The organism is Pedobacter sp. KBS0701 (assembly GCF_005938645.2).
Classification (GTDB): Bacteria; Bacteroidota; Bacteroidia; order Sphingobacteriales; family Sphingobacteriaceae; genus Pedobacter.
On record NZ_CP042171.1, the window covers coordinates 723762 to 745990 of the forward strand.

General features: G+C 36.8%; 14 protein-coding genes and 1 pseudogene. 2 read left to right on the plus strand and 13 right to left on the minus strand.

From position 1 onward, the window contains the following. Positions 1–22: 22 nt before the first annotated feature. The 7 genes from FFJ24_RS02830 to dnaK all read right to left on the minus strand — a co-directional run bounded on the left by FFJ24_RS02830 (position 23) and on the right by dnaK (position 9820). On the minus strand, positions 23–448 hold the full coding sequence (locus FFJ24_RS02830) for a VOC family protein (protein ID WP_138820697.1): 426 nt from the start codon (positions 446–448) through the stop codon (positions 23–25). Positions 449–749: 301 nt separating this feature from the next. After that, a complete protein-coding gene (locus tag FFJ24_RS02835; protein WP_138820698.1) occupies positions 750–1841 on the minus strand; it encodes a DUF695 domain-containing protein in 1092 nt (363 codons plus the stop codon). 14 nt (positions 1842–1855) lie between these two features. Beyond that, on the minus strand, positions 1856–2989 hold the full coding sequence (locus tag FFJ24_RS02840) for a DUF3999 family protein (protein WP_168202366.1): 1134 nt from the start codon (positions 2987–2989) through the stop codon (positions 1856–1858). A gap of 76 nt (positions 2990–3065) precedes the next feature. Continuing rightward, positions 3066–5444, minus strand: coding sequence for a DUF2339 domain-containing protein (locus FFJ24_RS02845; RefSeq protein WP_138820700.1), 2379 nt, complete (start codon positions 5442–5444; stop codon positions 3066–3068). A 465-nt stretch (positions 5445–5909) separates the two neighbouring features. Beyond that, entirely contained in the window at positions 5910–6941 is a 1032-nt protein-coding gene (locus FFJ24_RS02850; RefSeq protein WP_138820701.1) for an Atu2307/SP_0267 family LLM class monooxygenase, read from the minus strand. 80 nt (positions 6942–7021) lie between these two features. Further along, on the minus strand, positions 7022–7456 hold the full coding sequence (locus tag FFJ24_RS02855; protein ID WP_138820702.1) for a hypothetical protein: 435 nt from the start codon (positions 7454–7456) through the stop codon (positions 7022–7024). Positions 7457–7963: 507 nt separating this feature from the next. After that, the gene (gene dnaK / locus FFJ24_RS02860) at positions 7964–9820 is read right to left on the minus strand and encodes a molecular chaperone DnaK (protein ID WP_138820703.1); all 1857 of its coding nucleotides are present in this window, start codon (positions 9818–9820) and stop codon (positions 7964–7966) included. A gap of 310 nt (positions 9821–10130) precedes the next feature. On the opposite strand from dnaK, the gene FFJ24_RS02865 reads away from it, so the two are divergent. Next, complete coding sequence (locus FFJ24_RS02865; RefSeq protein WP_138820704.1) at positions 10131–12866, plus strand: TonB-dependent receptor; 2736 nt, start codon at positions 10131–10133, stop codon at positions 12864–12866. A 447-nt stretch (positions 12867–13313) separates the two neighbouring features. Here FFJ24_RS02865 and FFJ24_RS26425 read toward each other — a convergent pair. The 3 genes and pseudogenes from FFJ24_RS26425 to FFJ24_RS02885 form a co-directional block, all read right to left on the minus strand. Next, a pseudogene (locus FFJ24_RS26425) lies at positions 13314–14462 on the minus strand (PepSY-associated TM helix domain-containing protein). A 4-nt stretch (positions 14463–14466) separates the two neighbouring features. Next, positions 14467–16947, minus strand: coding sequence for a TonB-dependent receptor (locus FFJ24_RS02880; protein WP_138820707.1), 2481 nt, complete (start codon positions 16945–16947; stop codon positions 14467–14469). Between the two features lie 151 nt (positions 16948–17098). After that, positions 17099–18334 (minus strand): glycosyltransferase, encoded by a 1236-nt coding sequence (locus FFJ24_RS02885; protein WP_138820708.1) that lies wholly within the window; start codon positions 18332–18334, stop codon positions 17099–17101. Positions 18335–18485: 151 nt separating this feature from the next. On the opposite strand from FFJ24_RS02885, the gene FFJ24_RS02890 reads away from it, so the two are divergent. Continuing rightward, a complete protein-coding gene (locus FFJ24_RS02890; protein WP_108200728.1) occupies positions 18486–19067 on the plus strand; it encodes a tRNA-(ms[2]io[6]A)-hydroxylase in 582 nt (193 codons plus the stop codon). A gap of 49 nt (positions 19068–19116) precedes the next feature. Here the strand turns inward: FFJ24_RS02890 and FFJ24_RS02895 are convergent, their stop codons facing one another. The 3 genes from FFJ24_RS02895 to FFJ24_RS02905 all read right to left on the minus strand — a co-directional run bounded on the left by FFJ24_RS02895 (position 19117) and on the right by FFJ24_RS02905 (position 22010). Next, the gene (locus FFJ24_RS02895) at positions 19117–20205 is read right to left on the minus strand and encodes a DUF3810 domain-containing protein (protein ID WP_138820709.1); all 1089 of its coding nucleotides are present in this window, start codon (positions 20203–20205) and stop codon (positions 19117–19119) included. 178 nt (positions 20206–20383) lie between these two features. Continuing rightward, entirely contained in the window at positions 20384–20593 is a 210-nt protein-coding gene (locus tag FFJ24_RS26275) for a hypothetical protein (protein ID WP_210419447.1), read from the minus strand. An 82-nt stretch (positions 20594–20675) separates the two neighbouring features. Further along, on the minus strand, positions 20676–22010 hold the full coding sequence (locus tag FFJ24_RS02905) for a dihydroorotase (RefSeq protein ID WP_138820710.1): 1335 nt from the start codon (positions 22008–22010) through the stop codon (positions 20676–20678). Positions 22011–22229 lie beyond the last annotated feature (219 nt).

Below are 22229 nucleotides of genomic sequence, written 5' to 3' on the forward strand. Positions count from 1 at the left end.
CTCCCCAGGTTAGAAGCAAAAATTATGCGTTTTCCATTTTTTTCATGTCCAGCTTTTTCATCTGCATAACCACATCCATTACTCTTTTTGCTCTTTCGGGTTCAGCCATTAGCGTACCAATGTTTGATGGAACAATTTGCCATGAAAGTCCGAATTTATCCTTTAGCCATCCGCAAACACTCTCTGTGCCTCCATCATTTATAAAAGTATCCCAGTAATAATCTATTTCATTCTGACTGTCACAGTTAACCATAAGTGAAATAGCTTCATCGAATTTAAATTGTGGCCCGCCATTAAGGCCCATAAATTTATTTCCATTTAATTCAAAAGTAACTACCATAGGGGTAATCTGAGTAATTTTGGAATCTTTAAAAACGGTGCAGTAGTATTTTGCTGCTGCTTCGGCTTGTCCGTCAAACCAAAGGCATGTTACAAGTGGTTTTGTCATTTTGTATAAGTTTTTTTGTTACCACAAGTTAGGTAGGATTTTTAGTCTGCGTAAGGTTTAAAAGTGACGATTTAAGGGGGCGATCTGGACAATAATTTGCTATTATTTGCCTGGAATTAAGCCCCAAATTATACTAAATGAAGATTCAGGTGTTTATAGGACATGTTGTTTCACTCCGTTTTTGCTAATGGACTAAATGAACGTGATTCTCTATCGCCGGAATAGGCTTCGTCAAGTTGTTGGGTTTAATTAATGTAATCGATTAAATGCCGAGGGTTGGAAAATGTTCTTCATGGTTTGTTTAGTTGCCCATAAATCTATTAAATGATTGCCAATATTTATCTCTGTAAATTTCGTAAGATATCTGAAAACTGCCGGCATATTTTTTGATGAATTGGGGCATTATTTTCGAGGGTTTCCTGAATTCTTTACAAGCGAAGAAGATCTCTCTTGTGCCATTTGCGGTCTCTCTGCCGATGTTCAAATATCCATCAGTATCTTTTAATAGCATTAAAATTTCATCTTCCAGCTTATTTAGCTGATCGTATTCATCTTTATTGGGTAATCCATTCCCGTCCGGAGAAAATCTAATTTCAACATTTAAAATCCATGGGTGCGACGCTTTATCCTCCCAGGATAACAAACCGGTATTTACAACAGCAATTAATGGATTGCCATTTTCTAATTCCGCTTCCAGCATATTATAGCTGTCATTTTCAGTACTGTGAATTATGCCATCGTACTTTTCTATAAATTCCTTTTCACGCCAGATCAGAAAATCTTTTAATTTTTCTATCGGGATAAGCTCTTTTTCGTGCTGTTCTTTTCCAACTATATTTAACCGATCTATGGTAGTTGCGAAGTTCAGCTCCCCCAGGTAATTATCAAGAAAAATATATACCCCGTTTGTGATTGCGTTGGCATTCTGTTGGTTTAAATCGTCATGGACAATGGTTAGATCTATTTCATCTGGCAAATTTGGATGTACGGTATAATAAAAATTTAAATTTTCTCTATTAAACTCGTAATTACCCATACTTATGTTTACATTTTCTATAGCTAAGGGTGATTTTAATGCAGTAATGGTCCAACCGTCAATATTTGGTGCGGCGGCAACAAGCTCTTCTACAAAAACGATATTTTTAATGTTCCCATCGGCCGTAAGAACCAGTTCAGCGGTATTGTTATTGATCATTCCTGTTAAAAAGAAATAACCATCTTTCAATTCGGCCAATTTGGGCGAAAGCTTATCGAAGAAGTCTTTTTCAAAATCCCCACTTGTTTTAACAACATTGAAGAAATCCTTTTCATTTTTCCGGAACCAGATCCAGAAATCTTCATTCGATTTTATTTTATCTTCTTTTTTCCCAAATAAATTTTTTAACAAACTCATCTTAATAATAAATCTTAATTCTTTAACATTTTAAATGAAAACCAGCCCAATAACACAATAATCACTACCATTAGCACCCAAAGCCAGGCTTTATTTTCGAATAGTGGTTTTTCTGTTTTTATGGTGTAAGCCGGGTTTTGCTGTTCCGCTCCAATGTTTACGCTGGTTAAATTAACCGGAATTTTATTTTCAAATTTTTCAATTTCATAAACCGGAGCAGTTACCTTTTCATTGCCATAATAGAGGGCATATTCATTTTTTGGCTGATCAAACCGGGCAATAATTTCGTAAATATTTCCTTTTAACTGTAAGCCATTTAATCGTAATGGTTTATTGTCGTTGTTTTGGATAGTAATTTTTAACCTGGATGTAACGGTATTTTCAAAATTGAATGCCGCTTCTTCTAAAGAACTTATTATGCCCTCATAAAGATTCACATAATTGTACTGAATGCCTTTGTCGGTTTTAAAACTGTCTGTTGCATATTCTATTTTGATTGGACGGTAAAAATCGAAATCGCTTTGTGCATTCAACTTTAGATAGGATAGAGGAATAGGATCGGCCAAGGTTACATCAACCACGGTTTCTTTTTTGGATACATCATTTTTAAGGTCGAAAGATTTGTACCTAACCTCTTTATAGGTTCCTTTTATGGTATCTGTTTTCGAAATTTTTGCTTCCAACAAATCAGGCTGTATGGGGCTTTTTAACGCAATCCTAAAATATTGATATTTCGAATCAGGAAAATTCAGTTTGGTAAACTGGTATTCTGTATCGCTATTTTTGATTGATAAAATTCGGTAGTCTGATAAGATGGAAAACCATTCTTTGTTATCATTACTTCCTTCGAGGGTAACTTTCCAATCGAAGTTTTCTTGTTTAAAAGCCAACTTAATCTGATTAATTAAGTTTATTCCCAGCGATTGAAAAGTATAATAGTAACCATTTGGACTGGCACTTTGGTTAATCTGTTTAAATGTAATATCATTTGAAGTTACTTTATCTACACGTTGTTTTAACAGGTAAGGAATCTCTATGGTATCTTTTCCGTTGAAGCCAAAAATCCTTAAATCATCGAAACCTGCATTTGCATTTTTATATAAATCATCTGGCAATGCAATTTTATGCCAAACAGAATTAACACCCATTATACGCCGCTTAAATTTATAAGTATTAGTTTGTGCATTTGTAATGCTGGCACAAAGTAAAAGCAAGGTAAATAGGTTAATTTTCAACTTTAGCATCATCTATAATTAAATGTTTGTATTTATTGTAAAGGAAAGAAATGATAAGTAATAATACCCCTAACGACACAAAAACTATGGTTTTAGAGATTGTGCTTAAAGAATAGATATCGTAAAAGAAAAGCTTGATCAAGGTTATTCCAAATAAAACCATCGCCCCAATGCGTAAGTGTTTTTTGTTTTTGGCCAGGCCCATGCTAATTAAGAATAATGAGAATATGCCCCAAAGAATGCTCAATCCGAGTTTATAACTTCCTTCTGAATGTGATAATTCTAAAATGTTGATCAATTCGCTGCTGATGATCCACAACAGGGAAACATAAAGCAAAAAATCGAACATCATTTTCAAATCTTTTTTCAATAAGCCCGAACGTTGCAGTTTGTGGCATTGTACAATCAGTAAAGCAAAAAAAGCGATTGCTATATACCTGATGCCAATATTAAATGAGCCAATACTGAAATATTTACTTTCAGGAAGTAAATAGGCATCTCTAAGCTCGCTTAAGTTATAAAGCCCGAAGGTTAGAAACGCTACGATAACCATGAGGTTAATAAGAAGGTTAGCCATAGCAAGTTCGCTATTTTTTAGTTTTTTAATGTTCAGATAACTTAATGCTGAGGCAAAAAACAAGGTATAAATATAAAGCCATGCTGTTTTTAAAATCAGGTAGTTATAGTTGTATTCACTACTTGAGTCATAAAACTTTGTTTTTGGATTGAGGGTAATCTTGTTCAGTTCAAAAAGGTTGTTAAAGTTTTTAGAGATCTCAATCCTAAAGGTCATATAGATCACAAAAACCAGAATAGCGGGAATGGAATAACTAAGTATCTGTCTCATCCAGATCCATTGTACAGGCTCTTCAATTTCTTTTTTACTAATGCGAAACATCCAGAAAAAACAGGCAATAAATATGCATGCAGTTAAAAAACCTACATTAAGGATTGGCGTGATTACAGTTGCATTTCCGTTATAGATATCATAATAAGTTATCCAATCTTCCAGCAAACTAAAAAAGGCAAGAAATATTAATGGGAAGGATAATTTTTCATAAATAACTATCTTTTTCACCCTCGCTAAGTAGAACAGTACCGCGGCCTCTACCACCCAGAAAATGGTAACCCAACCGCCATCTAACTGAACAGGAACAGCCATGGTAATAAAAGTAATCACCATTGCCAGTATAAGATAAAACAGATTTTTATCTGCCAGGTTTTTCTTGTAAATAATCAGGCATACCAAAAAATGGATCACAGCATTTGCCAATGTAAACAAGCCTAGCAATTCAGCGCTGTTTTTGTTATCTGATAATATTAGGTAACCTATTCCGTAGTATACAAATGAATTTAAAAGTAAAATCACCACATCGCTAAAGCCAAAAACTTCTTTTTTGCTCACTTTGTACGCTAAGTTGGTAATGTAGAAAGTGAGGAAAAATAGCGTTGAAAATAATATTGCTAGGCCAAAGTAATTGTCTGTATTGCTTAAATCTAAACGCCAGGCCGAAAAGATGATCCATGTTAAACCAAAAGATGCATAAAATAGGGGTTTCCAGTATTTTTTGAAACTAAGTACCAGGATGCCGATGTTGATAATGGCCATATAGGTAAATAAAACACCTACTTTGCCCGAACCATCGCTCAATAAAAAAGGGACAGCATAAGCGCCAACTAAACCAATATGGGCGATAACCTGTTTATTATACTTAATTGCTGCAACAACCGTAAATGAGGTGAATACAACCATTAAGGCAAAGGCCAGTGCCTGCGGAATTAGCGCATAGAAATCGTAAGCTGCATAGGTGATAAAATACATAATAGCAATTGCACCGCTAACCAACACGGCTGAAAAATTCTCATATTTGGCTTTAAGCTTAATGGCAAAAGCCATTAAACCGGTACCAACGGAATAACCTAATACAATTCTTGTAAGCGGACTAATCATATCATGATCAATGGCATATTTAGCACCGATTGCCACACCGATAATTAAAATCAGGATACCAATTTTGCTGATCAGGTTTTCTCCTACAAACTTCTCGAAATCAGATTTAACCATGTTTTCGCGGTTAAATCTATCGGCGAAATTAGGTTTTGCTTGGTTTACAGGAGATGGAATAGGTGCAGGAATAGATTGAGGTGATGCTGAACGTTGTGTGGCAAAGCTCGGAGGCGTATTTCTCGGGGGAGGTGCAATTGTTGGTTCAAGATTTACTGCTGGAGGTATAGGCACTGAACCTGGCGATTGCAGCGCCTTAACCTCGTTTCTTAAAGCCTGAATTTCGGCTTCAAAGCTTTGTTGCCTGAGCAAGAGGTTTTCCAGCTTAATCAATAACAGATTTAATTTTTCGGAATTATCCATTCTATATTTTGTAGTACGTATTTTTTAGTTTACTAAATATAGGAATGTATTTCTATTGGGTACAGAAAATTTTGCGAATGAGCTGAGAAATGCTCTCCCCATCTCTCGCTCCTCCTAAAATAGGAGGGGAGCAGGAACTGCTGAGGTAAGATCAGTTCTCACTATCGAGGTTTGTAGTTTGAGCCCTTTGGCTATGTTTTGCAAAATAAATCAGCTCCCCTCCTTATTTGCAAAGAGGGGTTGGGGCAATGTCATTAAGTTAAGCTATTGGTACAGGTAAAAATAGTTTAACCACAGATAAAAAGGATACACACAGATATAAAAAACCGTGTTTATCTGTGTAGATCTGTGGTTAAAAAACTTAACTTAATGAGGTTGGGGGGAATTGTATGCCATTAAATTAATTTGCCGATTTTTACAGCAAAAATTCTTTTTACTGATTTTTTTGTAAAACAAAAACGTTACTTATTTATTTAAAGCTTTGCGTACTTTAGGCGCAATTTTGCTTCCGAGCAACTCTATCGATTTCATCATTGCGGAATGAGATGGTCCGCCAACATCCATGTGGGCAGAGAAACGGGTTAAGCCAAACGTTTCTTCCATTGCTAAAATTTTATCTACCGATTCGTTTACATCGCCAATAATTAAGGCTCCGCTATTGCTTCGGCCAGCGTCGAACTGGTTACGTTGATAAGGTGCCCAACCGCGTGATTTACCAATCCGGTTCATCTGAGCTGAATACAGGGGGTAATAGTAATCTGCAACTTCGTTACTGTTTTCGCCAAATAAGGAATGCATATGAACACCTACTTCGAACTTGTTCATATCATGACCATAGGCTTGGTACACTTTTTTGTAATAATCGAAAAGTGGTTTAAACTGTATAGGCTGACCGCCGATAATGGCAAACATTACAGGTAGGCCTAATCTACCAGCGCGTTCTACTGATTCTGGGGTTCCTCCAACGGCTACCCAAATTTTTAAATTATTGTTTACCGCCCTCGGCAAAACTTCCTGATTATTCAGTTCTGCTCTGAATTTACCTTTCCAGCTAATTTTGGTTTCCTTATTTATTTTAAGGAGTAATTCAAGCTTTTCTTCATAAAGTTCGTCGTAATCTTGTAAGTTATATCCGAACATGGGAAACGATTCGATAAAACTTCCACGACCAGCCATTAATTCTGCCCTTCCGTTCGAAATTAAATCTATCGTTGCAAAGTTTTGATACAGTTTAACGGGGTCAGATGAACTTAAAACCGAAACCGCGCTGCTTAATTTAATATTTTTGGTTACTGTGGCTGCAGCGGCTAATATAATTTCAGGACTGGATACGGCATAATCAGGGCGATGGTGTTCGCCAATGCCATAGAAATCTAAACCAACTTCGTCCATTAGTTTTATTTCTGCTATAATTTCCTGAAGTCTTTGCTGTGCGGGTTGAATTTCTCCTTTTGCATTGATCTGCAGATCGCCAAACATTCCGATACCTAATTCCATAGTGTTAAATAATTTTAACAAAGTTAATCGATACGCGGGGAGTAGTTTTTGATGTATGGTAAGAAATAGTAAGAAAATTATTAACCTGTAAGTTTGCCTAGCTTGTTTAAAATGGTTTCGAGCTCGTGGTTGGTATAATCGAAATTTGTAGATTCAATTTTAAACTTTCTGCCATTTTGTAAAACAATGCTAATGAAAGAATATCTTCTACGTCCAAATGACTCATCATCAATAGCTTTTATTGTTTTAATTTCATTCCACTTAAAATTCCCCAGTTTTAACAATGTGATTTCATTTTCATCTGCAATAATTGCGTATTCATCTTGTTTAGCAATCAAATTTTTGAAAAAGAATATTAGAAACACAATTAATATCGACATTGTAATTAATGTTGATTGGAGATAACTTAGATCGAAGATAAAAGTGAGGTTGACTAAAAATAGCGGGAAAAGACCAAAAACATAGAGTAATGGACCTAAATTGCTATTGTCTTTAACTTTTATTGAGGTAACCATTGATTCAATTTTTACAATTTTATAGAAATAAATCCGGTATAAACGTCATCATTACTTTGCTTAAAATTTTTAAATGGGGCTTGATTAAGATGTATCTGTTGCGCAAAGGCGCTTCCTTGATATACAATGAAAATGAAGAGAAAGCTAATTAAGATTTTAAGCACGGGTTAAAGTATCAGAATGTTTGATCGATGATCCTTAACCGAAGATAATGATTTGTGTTTGTTTTATGGGCAGATCAACCTGTGTTTTTTCGGTTAGCCCTCGTTATTAAACCTGATTGTAGCGAGCATTCCGATTTATGCACTATTCTTTTGTTTTTTTATTGTGTGCATGCTTGTTTCACAGGTTTCATCGGATAAAGTGTAAAGCGGGACTGCCATAACTGATTAGCATTGTCTTTGCTTTCCAAAAAATAAAATGAACACACTAAACAGGTTTGAATCATATAAGATCATATCAGCTTTTGGTTACTTATCATCGGACTTCTGACTCACGACATCGGACTTACTCTATCTTCTTACCTTTCATTGCCGTAGAAATCGCAGCATCCATTACACGCTCAGCAAAGGGGCGGGTAAATTCATTCAGTTCATCTGCTTTCTTTAAAATGGTATCTTTTTCCTGTGAGGCTAAAGCTTTTTTTAACGCTTCGATATGTGCCACAGTTTCTGCAATTTCGGTCTCGCTTAAATGTTCTGCATGTTTTTTAATAAAACCTTCGGCTGTGTAAACCAATTGTTCTCCTTCGCTTCTCGCTTCAATTAGCATGCGTTGTTCTACGTCGCTTTTGGCGTGGGTAATGCTGTCGATCAACATTTTTTCTACCGTATCATCACTCAAGCCGTAACTTGGCGTGATTTCGATCTCCTGTTTAACACCCGAACGTAGCTCAATTGCCTGCACAGTTAAAATGCCATCGGCATTCAATAAAAAGTTGATATCAACCTTTGGCAAACCAGCAGGCATTGCAGGGATTCCTTTCAAATCGAATTCGGCAAGTTTCCTGTTTTCTTTAACCAGATCTCGCTCACCCTGATAAACAGAGATTTTCATATTTACCTGTCCATCTATAGAAGTGGTGTATTGGCGACCAGCTTTAGTAGGTACTTTGCTGTTGCGGGCAATAATAACATCCATTAAACCACCCATGGTTTCGATGCCCAAAGAAAGAGGGGTTACATCCAACAATAAGATATCAGAACGGTTTCCGGCCAAAACATCAGCCTGGATGGCTGCACCAAGTGCTACTACTTCATCAGGGTTGATATTATCCTGCGGTTTTTTACCAAAGAAATTCTCTACCGCCTGCTTTACATATGGTGTACGGGTAGAACCTCCTACTAAAATTACTTCGTCGATATCGGCAGCGGTTAAATCGGCATCTTTCAATGCATTTTTACAGGCTGTCATGGTTTCTTCCACTTTTGCGGCAATCAACTGCTCAAAAGTTTGTTTATCCAGAGTGCACCAGATTTCGCCAACCTGTTCATTATATAAATTTTGTGTCGATAACGCTTTTTTAGCAGCTTCGGCCTGTAAACGTAAGGTTTGCATTAAAATGTTATCCTGGGCAACTACCGTTACATCAAGATTATTTTTCTCCAGCCAATAGTTTAAAATGGCCCGATCGAAATCATCACCACCTAAATACGTATTTCCATTTGTGGCCAAAACCTCAAAAATTCCATTTTGAATCTGTAGAATAGAGACATCGAATGTCCCTCCTCCTAAGTCGTAAACGGCAATCGTTCTTTGTTGCGAAGGATCTAAGCCAATTCCGTAAGCTAAACTTGCTGCGGTAGGTTCGTTTACAATGCGCATCACATCTAAACCGGCCAGTTTCCCGGCATCACGGGTGGCCTGGCGCTGACTATCATTAAAATAGGCCGGAACAGTAATTACTGCCCTGTTAACTGGTGTTTTTAAGGCATGTTCTGCTCTTGCTTTAAGTTCTTTTAAAATTTCTGCAGATAATTCTATAGGCGTATAAAAACGGTTCCCAGCCTGGATTTTCACCAAAGCATCGGTATCGTCATCGATAATCTTGTAAGAAAAAATAGCGGCGTGTTCGGCTACATCTTTATAAGATCGGCCAAGAAGTCTTTTAACAGAGAAAATCGTGTTAGAGGGATCAGTAGTTAAGTATTCTTTCGCCTCGTTACCTACAACCGCTTCATTCTGGCCATTAAAATAGACTACTGATGGTACCAATATCCCTTTGCCAGCATCGTTAATTACCTGCGGATTTTTATCTGGATTGATAAACGCCACCAAACTATTGGTTGTGCCCAAATCTATTCCAACTATGATTTCTTCCTTCTGAAACGAACCTGTAGCAAGGTTAATTGATATTTTTGCCATAGGAGCAAAAATATGCTTTTTAAATAAAGGTTATGTCATTCATTTGTTAGCAAGAAAATATAAACCTAAAGAAATTATGACTGAAAATAGCGTATAGTTTATTTCTAAAAACAATATAATAACGATACTATATTTTTGAAATTTATTATTTGTAATAAAATATTTAATTTTTTTTCTCTCGGATCTTTTTTTTTGCTTATTTGTTGTTGTTTTTCTTCAAATTTTAATGTGTATTTTATGTTTTATGGCATTTTTGTGTGAAAATTATCTTCATAATATTTATATTGCCTGTACATTTATCTAAATTAATATGAAAAAACAGCTATTTTATGTATTGCTTGGGTTTTATTTACTCCCATTAACCTCTTTTGCGCAAAATATTATAAAAGGTAAGGTTGCAACATTGAAAGGAGAAGGAATTATAGCCGCTTCTGTTAAGGAGAAAGGTACAGGAAAGGGTACTGTTACCGATCAGAATGGAGATTTTCAGATTTCAGTTTCTGATAAAGGAACCCTAGTTGTAAGTGCTATTGGATATGAAACCAGAGAAGTAGTAACTACAAACGGACCTTTAACAATTATTTTATCGGAAAGTGCACAAAATCTTGGCGATTTTGTGGTGGTTGGAACCCGTGGTAAAGGCCGCTCTTCTATTCTTACGCCTGTTCCTGTTGATGTGATCAAGATTAATCAGGTGAACATGCCTACTGCAAAAATGGATTTAACTTCAATTTTAAACGCTGCTTCACCGTCTTTTAATTTTAACAAACAAAGCGGATCTGATGGTGCAGATCAAATAGATTTGGCTACGCTTAGAGGTTTGGGGCCAGATCAGACATTGGTTTTGGTAAATGGCAAACGTCGTCACCAAACAGCCTTTGTTGCAGTATTCGGAACCAGGGGAAGAGGAAATTCAGGAACAGATTTAAATGCGATTCCGGAATCTTCGATAGACCGTGTTGAGATTTTACGCGATGGTGCATCGGCACAATATGGATCGGATGCAATTGCAGGGGTAATTAACCTAATATTGAAAAAGGATGTTGGCGTTTTAAGTGTTAATACAGGGTATTCAGGTTATTATGATCCAAGAAACAACACCCACTATGCTAAAGAACTGGGGCAGTATCGCCAGGGTGGCGCAATTGATGGGAATGCGTTTTCGTTAGGGGCCAATTATGGTGTTGCACTGGGTAAGCATGATGGCTTTATTAATTTCTCCGGAAACTTTTTTGCTAATGGAAAAACATTCAGACAAAATCTGAATACAGATTTAAGTACCAAAGATGGTTTGCCTATTAATACGGTGAGGAGATCTACTGGTGATGGATCGGTAACCTCTGGCGGTTTAATGTATAATATGGAACTGCCAATTGCAAATACAAAAACAGTCATTTACTCTTTTGGAGGTGGTAATATAAAAGCCTCTGATGCTTATGCGTATACCAGAAATTTATCAGAGCGGCCTGAGCGTTTTCCTGACGGGGTTGCAGGAAATCCAATTTTACAAACCACAATAGACGGAGAAACTTATTTTGATCCGATCATCCAGACAAAAATCCAGGATTTATCCTTTGCAGCAGGTGTAAAAGGTATATGGGGTAAAGACTGGAACTGGGATTTAAGCAATACACTAGGACGTAACAATTTTCATTTTTATGGCGATCAAACATTTAATGCTTCTCTTGGTGCCGGTAAAACTCATTTTGATGATGGGGGTTTTTCATTTTTGCAAAATACAGTCAACTTTAATTTAAGTAAGGCAATTCCAACTGTTGCCTCCGGTTTGAATTTGGCTTTTGGCTTAGAGCATAGATATGAAAACTATAAAATTTATGCAGGAGAAAAAGATTCATATTCTAACTATAACCCAGATAAAGCTACAGGTTCTCAAGGTTTTCCGGGTTATCAGCCAGGCGATGAAGTTAACGCGGGCCGATCTAATGTTGCTGCTTATGTTGATGCAGAATTGGATGCTACCGATAAGTGGCTTATAGGTGTTGCTGTCAGGGCAGAAAATTACAATGATTTTGGCTTCACCAGTAACTACAAATTTGCGACACGTTATAAATTAACAAACAATTTTAATGTTCGTGGATCGATAAGTACAGGTTTTCGTGCACCATCACTACAACAAATTAATTTCAGCAATACGTTTACAAACGTGCAGGGAGGCAAGGTTTTCGAAGTTAAAATCGCGCCGAACTACAGTCCAATTACAAAAGCAGCCGGAATTCCTGATCTTAAACAAGAAAAATCTGTTAATGCAAGTTTAGGCTTTTCGTGGAAACCGGTTTCTGAAATTACGGTAACCCTGGATGGTTATCGCATTAATATTAAAGATAGGGTGGTATTATCTGGTCAATTTGATGAAAGTATACCCGCTTTAAAACCAATTTTGAATCAATTGAATGTATCACAGGCACAATTTTTTGCAAATGCGGTTAACACCACAAATTATGGTTTGGATTTAGTTGTAGATTATACTAAACGCTTTGATAATAAAAGCATTAAGATCTTATTTACTGGGAACTTAAATCATTTAAATATTGATAAAATTAATATTCCTAATGCTTTAAATGGTTCTTATGAAAATCAGCAGGCATTTTTTAGTGACAGAGAGCAAGCATATATTAAAGCATCTGCTCCTCCTGTAAAACTGGGTTTAAACTTAGATTATGGGTTTGGTAATTGGATGGTTGGAACGCATTTTCTATACTATGGCAAAATTTCGATTTTAGGTTATGGTTATGCAAACACTTATCCACCTTTGGTTGAACTGGATAATGATCCAAGCAAAACGGTTTTAGAACAGTTCAATTATTCAGGCAAAATGGTTACCGATATTTATGGTTCTTACAAAATCTCGAAAAAAGTGACGGTGTTTTTTGGTGCAGATAACGTTTTTAATATTCACCCTGATTATGGTTACGTACAAGGCGCAAAACTTTCTGCCTACGATGGTGAAACAGGTGGTGCATGGGATGCCGTTCAAATGGGTTTTAATGGTCGGAGGCTCTTTACCAAATTGGCTTTTAACTTTTAAAAGGGGCTGAATATCGATGCTTAAAGAGGCTGTGTCGTAAATATAGAATTGTCATCCTGAAGAATAATTAATAGTTTAAAATCAATAAGAGTGAGGTGTAATTCTCTTTTTTTGTCCTACGGCGCGGTCTTGCCTCGGCTCGCCGCCGCCGAAGGGCTCTTTCTTTTTGGCATCAAAAAGAAACAAAAACTGCCGGCTGAAAATTTTTCTTTCGAAGCTAGCAGGTTGGCTTAGACTGTGCAGCCCGAAAAATTTGTTAGGCCGGATTTAAGTAGAACGGGGATACCTTACTATGGCTTAGTTGGATGGAAATGCGAAAGCAGTTAAAATGCTGATTAATAATAATTGCAAAATAACGTTAATGGTAGCTTGCCAAAAGACTTGTTTTAAATGTCTTACAAAGCGTTTCGACAGGCTCAACGTGACAAATCCAAAATGAATTACTATTTATGATACAGCCTTTTTTTTCTTTTTCCCCCACCAGATCAAAAATCCGGTAGTGGGCAAGGTTGCAATAATTAATGAAGCCATAAATGCCAGTATCTTAGTAGGCCAGCCAAATAGGCCACCATCATGCATATCAAGATTTGAATTACGCCATTTTACACCCAATGGCTTATTCTGATGTAACATTTGATCCGTAAGCAAACCCGTATTTGGATTGAAGTAGAAATAATTTAATCCACGCCAGGCATCTCCCGAATGAATGATCTGAACGGTAGCCATCATACTTGCTTTTTTTTCTTCAGGATAATTTAGCAGGATCGCTTTGTAATTCCCTTTATTTAATCTGATCAGCGTATTTAAGGCCAGATTACTGGCTAATCTGGTTTTATGTTCAGCCGGAGATTGTACGTATTCTCTTAACAGATTCGGCTTTTTAGCTGTGCCTAATGACTTATAAATGCCCAGTTCCCACCATTTAAATGACCACACCAGGCCTGTGATAACGATTACCAGTGCAAATGGAATCACATAAAAACCAAACGTACTGTGCAAATCCCAGTTAAGTCGTTTAAACCTTGCATTCCATTTTACTGTTAAGCGTTGTCTGATGTTTTTTAGCTTTTTGGGGAGCTAGATGATAAAGCCTGTAATAATGATCACTAAGAACAGGAGGACAGAAGAGCCTACGATAAGACTTCCAATAGGTTTCTTAAATAACAGGTATTGATGAATCAGTCTGACTATACTGAAAAATTCATGTTTAAGATCAATAACACCGAGAACCTTTCCGCTAAACTGATCGATATACACATCTTTATTATATGCTACCTGACCAAGATAAAAAATTGATTTAGCTTTTTTATTGGCTTTAGAAGCTGAAAATACATAGGCGTATTGATCTGATTTTACTTCTACTCGATTAAAATTTTCATCAGCAGGAAGTGCCTTCTGCGCTTTTTCTTCTAAAATATACAAAGGCAATGGTTTACCAACTGCCTTTGTATAAACAATACCCTGATGGAAAAAATTGAACAACTCCTCTTCGAAAACGTATATACAGCCCGTAAAGGCTACAATAGTAATGATAACACCACTAATCAGGCCAAGCCACAGGTGTATTAAAGCAGCTATTTTTTTAAATTTTTTCAAGATTTTAATTGAAAGTATAACCCAGCGTAAATAAATAATTTGAAGGCGTACCCGGGAAAAGCCTTAAGTAATCGTACCCGCCAACCCAATGCGCTTTATTCGTAATATTATTCATGTTAAACTGTACTTGTACCTTACCAACATTATAATAAAGTGCAGCATTGAATAAAGTATAGCTTGGAATCGTTTGATTAAAATTCAAAGATAAAATTCTGGAATCTACATAATTTGAACCTGCACCAATCCCTAATCCTTTCAAAATACCATCACTAAAGTTATATTTTGCCCAGATGTTGGCGGTATGATGAGGTGCATTTGGTTTCTGTATACCAATTTCTGATGCAACAGGACTATCTGTAATCATTGCCTGATTATAAGAATAAGAAGCCAATATGCTCAATTGAGGAATAATGCGGCCAATAACATCGAATTCAATCCCTCTTGAACGTTCTTCGCCTACGGAACGTAAAAGATCTGGTTGGCCGGCAACATTTGCTGGATAAAGCACGTTGGTTTGTTTAATCTGGTAAATGGCTGCAGAGGCCGTTAAGTGATCATCCATCCAACTCGTTTTTGCACCAAATTCAATCATATTGCTTTTTAGAGGATCAAATGGTCCGCCGGCATTTGGGTTGGAAATGGCCGAAGCAGTTTGTGGCGTATAACCCATTACGTAAGTTCCGTAAAGGTTAATGTTTTGTGTGGCTGAGTAAACTAAACCAAATCTCGGTAGTAATGCTTTAGAATATGCTTTCGCTTCAGTCGGTTTAAGATAGTTTGCAAAATCCGTATAATATTCATATCGTAAACCCACTAAGGCTTGTAATTTACCAAATTTGATATTATCCTGTACATAACCGGCATGTAGAAAATAGTATGTTGGATCATAGGCAGCCTGGGTAAAAAAGTTTTTACTATCATCCTGCATGCGTTGTGATCCCATTACATCATTCAGGTTGAACGATGGTACATTCGGTACCAGCAAATTATTTACCACAAGGAACCGCTTGATATAATTGGTAGGATCCTTATCATAGTCTGACTTCACAAAGCTTATAGCGCCGGTATTTGCTGCATTGCGATAGTTGTTGGCCGTTAGTTGGGAAGCGCCAACCGGAAGTTTTTCACTGGCAAAATCATATCCGGCTACAATGGTTTGCTCAATTTTTCCGGTTTTTATTTTATAATTAATAAAGCCGGAGAAGTTATCAATATACCTTTTTCGGATACGGTTAAAAATTTGCATGGCAATTAGATTATCCACAGGTTTTCCGGTAGCATCTAAAGCATAGGCGTTGGCACTTCTATGTTCATACAAATCTTCACTGTATCCTGTCTTCATGTAAGAAGCTGTAAAATTCAGGTTATCACTAAAACGGTGATTTAAGGAAAGCGCAACATTATAAGTTTTCTCATTCAGCCGATCGTTTCCAGTATTTAGTGAAGTTGATTGTGGCGTAGAATACAGGTTCCCATTCCCAAAAACGGATTGACCACGATCTAAACGGCTTTTAGAATCATTGTAAACCAGGTCGAAGTTTAAACTGGTGTTTTTCGAAGGTAAGAACGTGAGTGATGGCGCAATAACCACATTTTTATCAAATTGTAAATCGCGGAATGAATTTGCATCCTCGTAACCAAAGTTTAAGCGATAAAGTAATGTACTATCTTTGTTTGCAGGTCCTGTTACATCGGCAAGAGCACGGAAAGTGTTGTAACTTCCCATTGAAAGGCTCAGTGATTTACGCGTTTCTGCCAAGGGTTTTTTGGTTACGCGGTTAATCACACCGCCGGGACTCGCATTGCCATAAAGTGCTGATGAGGGGCCTTTCAATACTTCAACACGCTCCAGGTAATTGGCCAGAGGCTGTTTCCAGAAACCAGTGCTGGTACGCATGCCATTAATTAACTGGGTATTGCTACCGCCATTAATTCTGAAACCACGGATCGTGATGTCATCATAAAATGTGAACTGATTTACACCACTGAAGTTTTTGACCACTTCACCAACCCGTACAGCACCCTGATCTGCAATTAGTTCTTTACTTGCATAAGAAACCGATTGTGGTAAATCTTTTAATAAAATTTCTGATTTACTTCCAATAAATGTGGCGGTATTTTTATAGGTTTTTTCTTTCCTGCCGGTTATTTCAACCTGTTGTAAATCTGATTTTGTTGGAGATAAGCTCACATTCAAAGTGATTTTATCACGATTCAGATTAATATTTCTGCTGGTAGTGATGTAACCAACATAGCTGAATTTAATTATCGATATGGTTTTGCTCACAGATAAATTAAAATTTCCCTTTTGATCGGTGATTGTTTTTTCATTTCCATGGTCAGCATATACGTTAACTCCAGGGATCACTTCACCGGATTCATCGGTTACTTTGCCATTAATGGTCACCACTTGCTGAGCCGAGGCAAGGGCATAAATACCCGTAAAAACAATCAGAAATAACAGTTTCTTATAAAGATTAGACATTGAAATTTGTTTGGTTTTTATTTAGACTTATTTTAAATAATGAGCAAATCTAATATATTTCTGAAATGTTACAAAAGGAAAATAAAATAATTGGAGGCTTTTATGAGTTGGGAAGATGAGTGGTCGGTAAGATATAAGATATCCAAATAGACTATTTCTTGTTTTTTTCTTCAATCCACAAGCTCATGTATTTTGTACTCAGTACCGTGTGGTGATTTAATATCTGTCCGAAAAAGTTATTTTGTCGGTGTGTAGTTAGATCTGAAGCTAATCTTTCGATTTCTTTAATGAACTGATCAGCAAAATATTTTGCTGAATATCTTTGGTTAATGATTTGTACACCGTTCTGCTGTGCATTTTGCCAGGCATTTTTATCTTGATAAAGTTTTACAGCTTCCTCGATAAAAAGCTCCAGATCATCTTCGATACCGCCATTCCAATCTAAATCACCTTTCATGGCTTCTGCACCAACAGATGTAGTTACCGACGGCGTGCCAACCCGCATGGCATCAATAAATTTACCTTTTACACCTGCGCCAAATTGAATAGGGGCAAGTAATATTCGATGTTTAGCAATGGTTTCCTTTGCATTTACAGCTCTTCCTTTAATTAAGAATTTTTCGTTTTTATTATCTAGTTGCAGCACTTTTTGCGAGGCATAAGATCCGAATATATTCAAATTTGTGCTTGGGAGCCTTTTTCTGAGCAGAGGCCAGATCCTGGTTTTTAAAACCTGAACGGTATTCCAGTTGGGCTCATGAAGGAAATTGCCAATGAAAACAAAATCTGTCCGGTCTTCAAAGGGAATCCATTTTTCGATAACTTGCTGATTGATTTCTTCTTCAAGAAATGGTAAATAATAAATCAGTGAAGGATCAATTTTGAATTGATTTTTCAGGATATCCATCTCCACTTCTGAAATGATTAAAGATAAATCGCAACGTAAAATTGAAGCAATTTCGCGCTTTGCAGTATCAGAAAACAAATCGATTTCGGTTTGCTTTTTATCGCTTTGCTGGCGGGCACTTCGCAGGCAATGTAAATCTTCAGTATCTAGAATCCTTAATGCATTGGGGCATTCCTGTTGAACCCTCCAGCCATATTGTTCTTCTACCATAAAACGGTCGAACATGACAATTTCAGGGTTTAGTGTTTTTAAAAATGAATTAAAGCTTTCATCATTCAGCTTTATTTGCTGCTCAATAACAGGAGTTTGTGTGAAATCATAACTGAAATCACTTTTTGATGCAGCGGAGGCAAAAGTGATTTCGTAACCTTTGTTCAAAAATAAATCGACCAGTTGAATCATCCGTGTTCCCGCTGCCGAAGAAGTGGGTTCGGGCCAGACTAATCCAATAATCAATAATTTTTTTACGCTTCTACTCATTTTCTACAAAATAAGCTCTTTTTTTTTGCTCCCGCAGATAAATGTGATTTTCGCGGATTAAAATCTAGATTTGCAATTATCTACTAAATCTGCGGGATATATAAACGTATCTTAAATATTCTTAATTTTGCAGCTCAATTACAAGCACCAGATGTTAGGATTAAAATTATTGACAGACCCACGTTGGGCGAATATTGCGGAATCGAATTTAGAAGAAATTTTATCTGACCATGCCTGGTGCGAACAAAAAGCGGCTACCAATGCCATTACCTTGATCACTCAAAATTCTGAACATCAGGATCTGGTAGATGAATTAACCGCCATTGCCATTGAAGAAATGCAGCATTTCCAGATGGTAATTGAAATTATAAAAAAACGGGGTTATACTTTAAGCCGTGAGCGGAAAGATGACTACGTTGGTCGTTTGGTGAAATTCAGTAAAAAAGACGGAAGCCGGAATATGGCTTTTATTGACAGGTTATTGTTTGCAGCAATGATTGAAGCCCGAAGTTGCGAACGGTTCAGGGTACTTTCGTTAAATATAAAAGATCAGGAACTCGCCAAGTTTTACCACGAACTTATGGTTTCAGAAGCAGGACATTACACGACATTTTTAAACTTTGCACGTAAATACAGTACTGATGTAGATGTAGATAAACGCTGGAAAGAATGGCTGGATTTTGAAGGGGAGTTGATTCAAAGTTTCGGAACTAAAGAAGCGATACATGGTTAGTCCGAAGTCAGATGTCCGAAAGTCGGAAGTTTTTAGCGCATAAATATACTTACTGTCTTCTGACTTCGATCTTTCCGACCTCCGACTTATGTATATTCCACAGCCAAATAACTATATCCTGATAGCTATCGATACCTTTTTTCTGGTTGTTGAGTTTTAAAAAGCGATCGAAAGCGGCATCCATATAACCGAACATATCGCCATTGTATTTGCGCCAGAATTCTTTTTCGGTTTTAAAATCGGCCAGCACCTGTGGTAGGAGTTTTGCACGAAGTGTTTTATAATCTTCTGGTGATTTCATCCTGATTTCGAATAAAATATACCGTAACATTTCGTAATTGGCAGAATATAGGTAATTCACGTCAGGACTGTTATTTGCGGTCAGGTATCCCATAAGATTAGCTTCATCTTCGTAAGCAATGCCTAATTGGTGCCCGATTTCGTGGCAGCTCACATAAGGTTTTACGAAATCTGGCAAATTCATGTTCATATTGGCTTCGCCAGAAAGCGGTGCGTAATAACCCTCGATTCCAATTTTACTGATGATCCATGAATTTAAAACCGATTTTAAACAAGGATTGGAATATCTGAATACTGAGTTTTTTTTCTCCATAAATGAGTAAGCAGCTGCAGATTTAGATTCGAGCTCATTAACCGTGTAAGCGGGCACTTTATTTTGTTTCAATTTTAAGGCATTGGTTTTATCAACGAAATAATTGCCCAGAACAACTAATTCTTTAACATTATATTTTTCGTTGCCAATCCCTAACTCTTCGCTAATGCTTGGTCGGCTATAATTTAAACCCCATACGATTTTGAAAATGATATAGAGAATTAAGAAAAAGTTTAAAATCTGTAAAGGAATAACAATTCTATCCTGCTTTTTTAGTGATTTCCGCCTTTTGTAAAATCTAACGATTTTATAAAGTACAAAGCCAATAAGTAAAACATAAATAATATCTCCAATAGCAAAAGGAAACAAAGAAGATACAAACCTCAAGGCTGAAGAAATGTAAGGATAAAAACCTGTTGAATAATATTTTTGGACAAGGGTAGGGAAGAAGCCAAAAAGGTAGATCAGCAAAGCAATGATTAAAACTGCAATGAATTTTGAATAGATAGATTTATTTTTTCGCATTTTATATTACCAGCTAAAAATAACGACTATCATCAGGATAACAAATATAAATATCGGTCTTAACAATTGTTGTTGGTTTACTTTTCTTTCGAAACCATCTTTTCTAAGCTCCCAGGAAACCATAACCTCAAAAAACGTTGTTAAGGAACTAAATATAAAATTGAGGTATCAACCATTATTATTTGGTCCGCCATTCATTTATTGATTTTCTTGCTTCATCGATTTTTTGAATTTGCGTTTCAGAAAATACCGGGCCATTTAATAAAAAATCTGAAAATTTTGTGCCATATTTTACAGCAGGCTCTTCAACTTTGTTGTCAGAAATTACATTTCTATTCTTCGCTTTTTCTTTCAATTGAGCAACAAAATCAGAAACCTCCTTCTTCATGTTTGAAGGGAGGGCTGAAATCTCCGAAAATAACTGTAAATCTGTCATTGTTAATTTCTTAAGCTAAACAAATATAACAAATCTATCTCACAAATGTCAAACGTTTTCCGATCTGATCAGTCGTAAATTTGCCATTTTGGTAAGCCAGGTTACCTGATACAAAGGTATGTGTAATACTTGCCTGGAAGGTATCTCCATCAAACGGACTCCAGCCACATTTGTAGAAATTATTAAGCCTGGTTGCTTTCCAGGAATCTTTCAGGTTAACCAAAACCAGGTCAGCCCAATATCCCTCACGGATAAAGCCACGTTTTTCAATATCGAAACAGATCGCCAGGTTATGTGCCGTTTTTTCAACAATTTTCTCTAAAGATATTTTGCCATATAAATGCATTTCTAATAATGCCGGTAAGGCATGCTGTACCAACGGGCCGCCAGATGGGGCTTGAGCGTAGGGTTGTTGCTTTTCTACTAGTGTATGTGGGGCGTGATCTGTGGCAATCACATCAATATAGTCTTCAAGAACGCCTTTAAGCACGCCTTTTTGATCGTGTTCCGTTTTTACTGCAGGATTCCATTTAATGAAATTTCCTTTTGTAGCATAATCCTTATCATTAAACCAAAGGTGATGTACACAGGCTTCAGCCGTAATTTTTTTATCCTTTAGCGGGGTAATATTATCAAATAAGGCTATTTCTTTTGCTGTAGAAATGTGCAGGATATGCAAACGCGTTTGGTAAGTTTTTGCCAGTTCTACGGCTAATGATGAAGATTTATAGCAAGCTTCTGCACTGCGGATCAGTGGATGCATTTCAATCGTGAGGTCATCGCCATATTTGGCTTTAAATTCGGCCAGGTTATGGCGGATGGTTGCTTCATCTTCGCAATGTGTAGCTACCAATATTGGTGCTTTGCTAAAGATTTTTTCTAAAGTTTTCTCGTTATCTACCAGCATATTACCAGTCGATGAACCCATGAAAACCTTAATGCCGCAAACATTCTTAGGATCGGTTTTTAAAACCTCTTCAATATTGTCGTTACTGGCCCCCATGTAAAATGAGTAATTCGCCAATGAAGTTTGGGCAGCAATTTCGTATTTATCGGCCAATAAATCCTGTGTTAAAGTATTAGGCACGGTATTGGGCATTTCCATGAAAGAGGTAATTCCTCCGGCTACAGCAGCCATACTTTCGGTAAAAATATCGGCTTTATGGGTTAATCCCGGCTCGCGGAAATGAACCTGATCGTCAATCATTCCTGGTAAAAGGTATTGTCCTTCTGCATTAATTTCCTGCGCATCAGGTGCTGATAGATTTTGGCCGATTTTGGCAATTAATCCATCTTTTATCAATACATCAGCAACAATTTTTTGTCCTTCGTTTACAATTGTCGCGGCTTTTATCAGGTAAGTATTCATGGTTTCAAAGGTAGTAATTTAGTGTTAAGTAGCGAGTATCAGGTATCAAGATTTTGATGCTGCGGTAATGGGAAATTATGTTTAATGCTACTGTTTTAGGTTAAATAAACCTGATAGTAGTGGGCACGGAGTGTAACGGAGTAAAACGGATAGCAGGGCTGCTGCGGCCGAAAAACTACTGAAATTGCTTTACTCCTGATGTTGAAAAAAAGGAGTTTG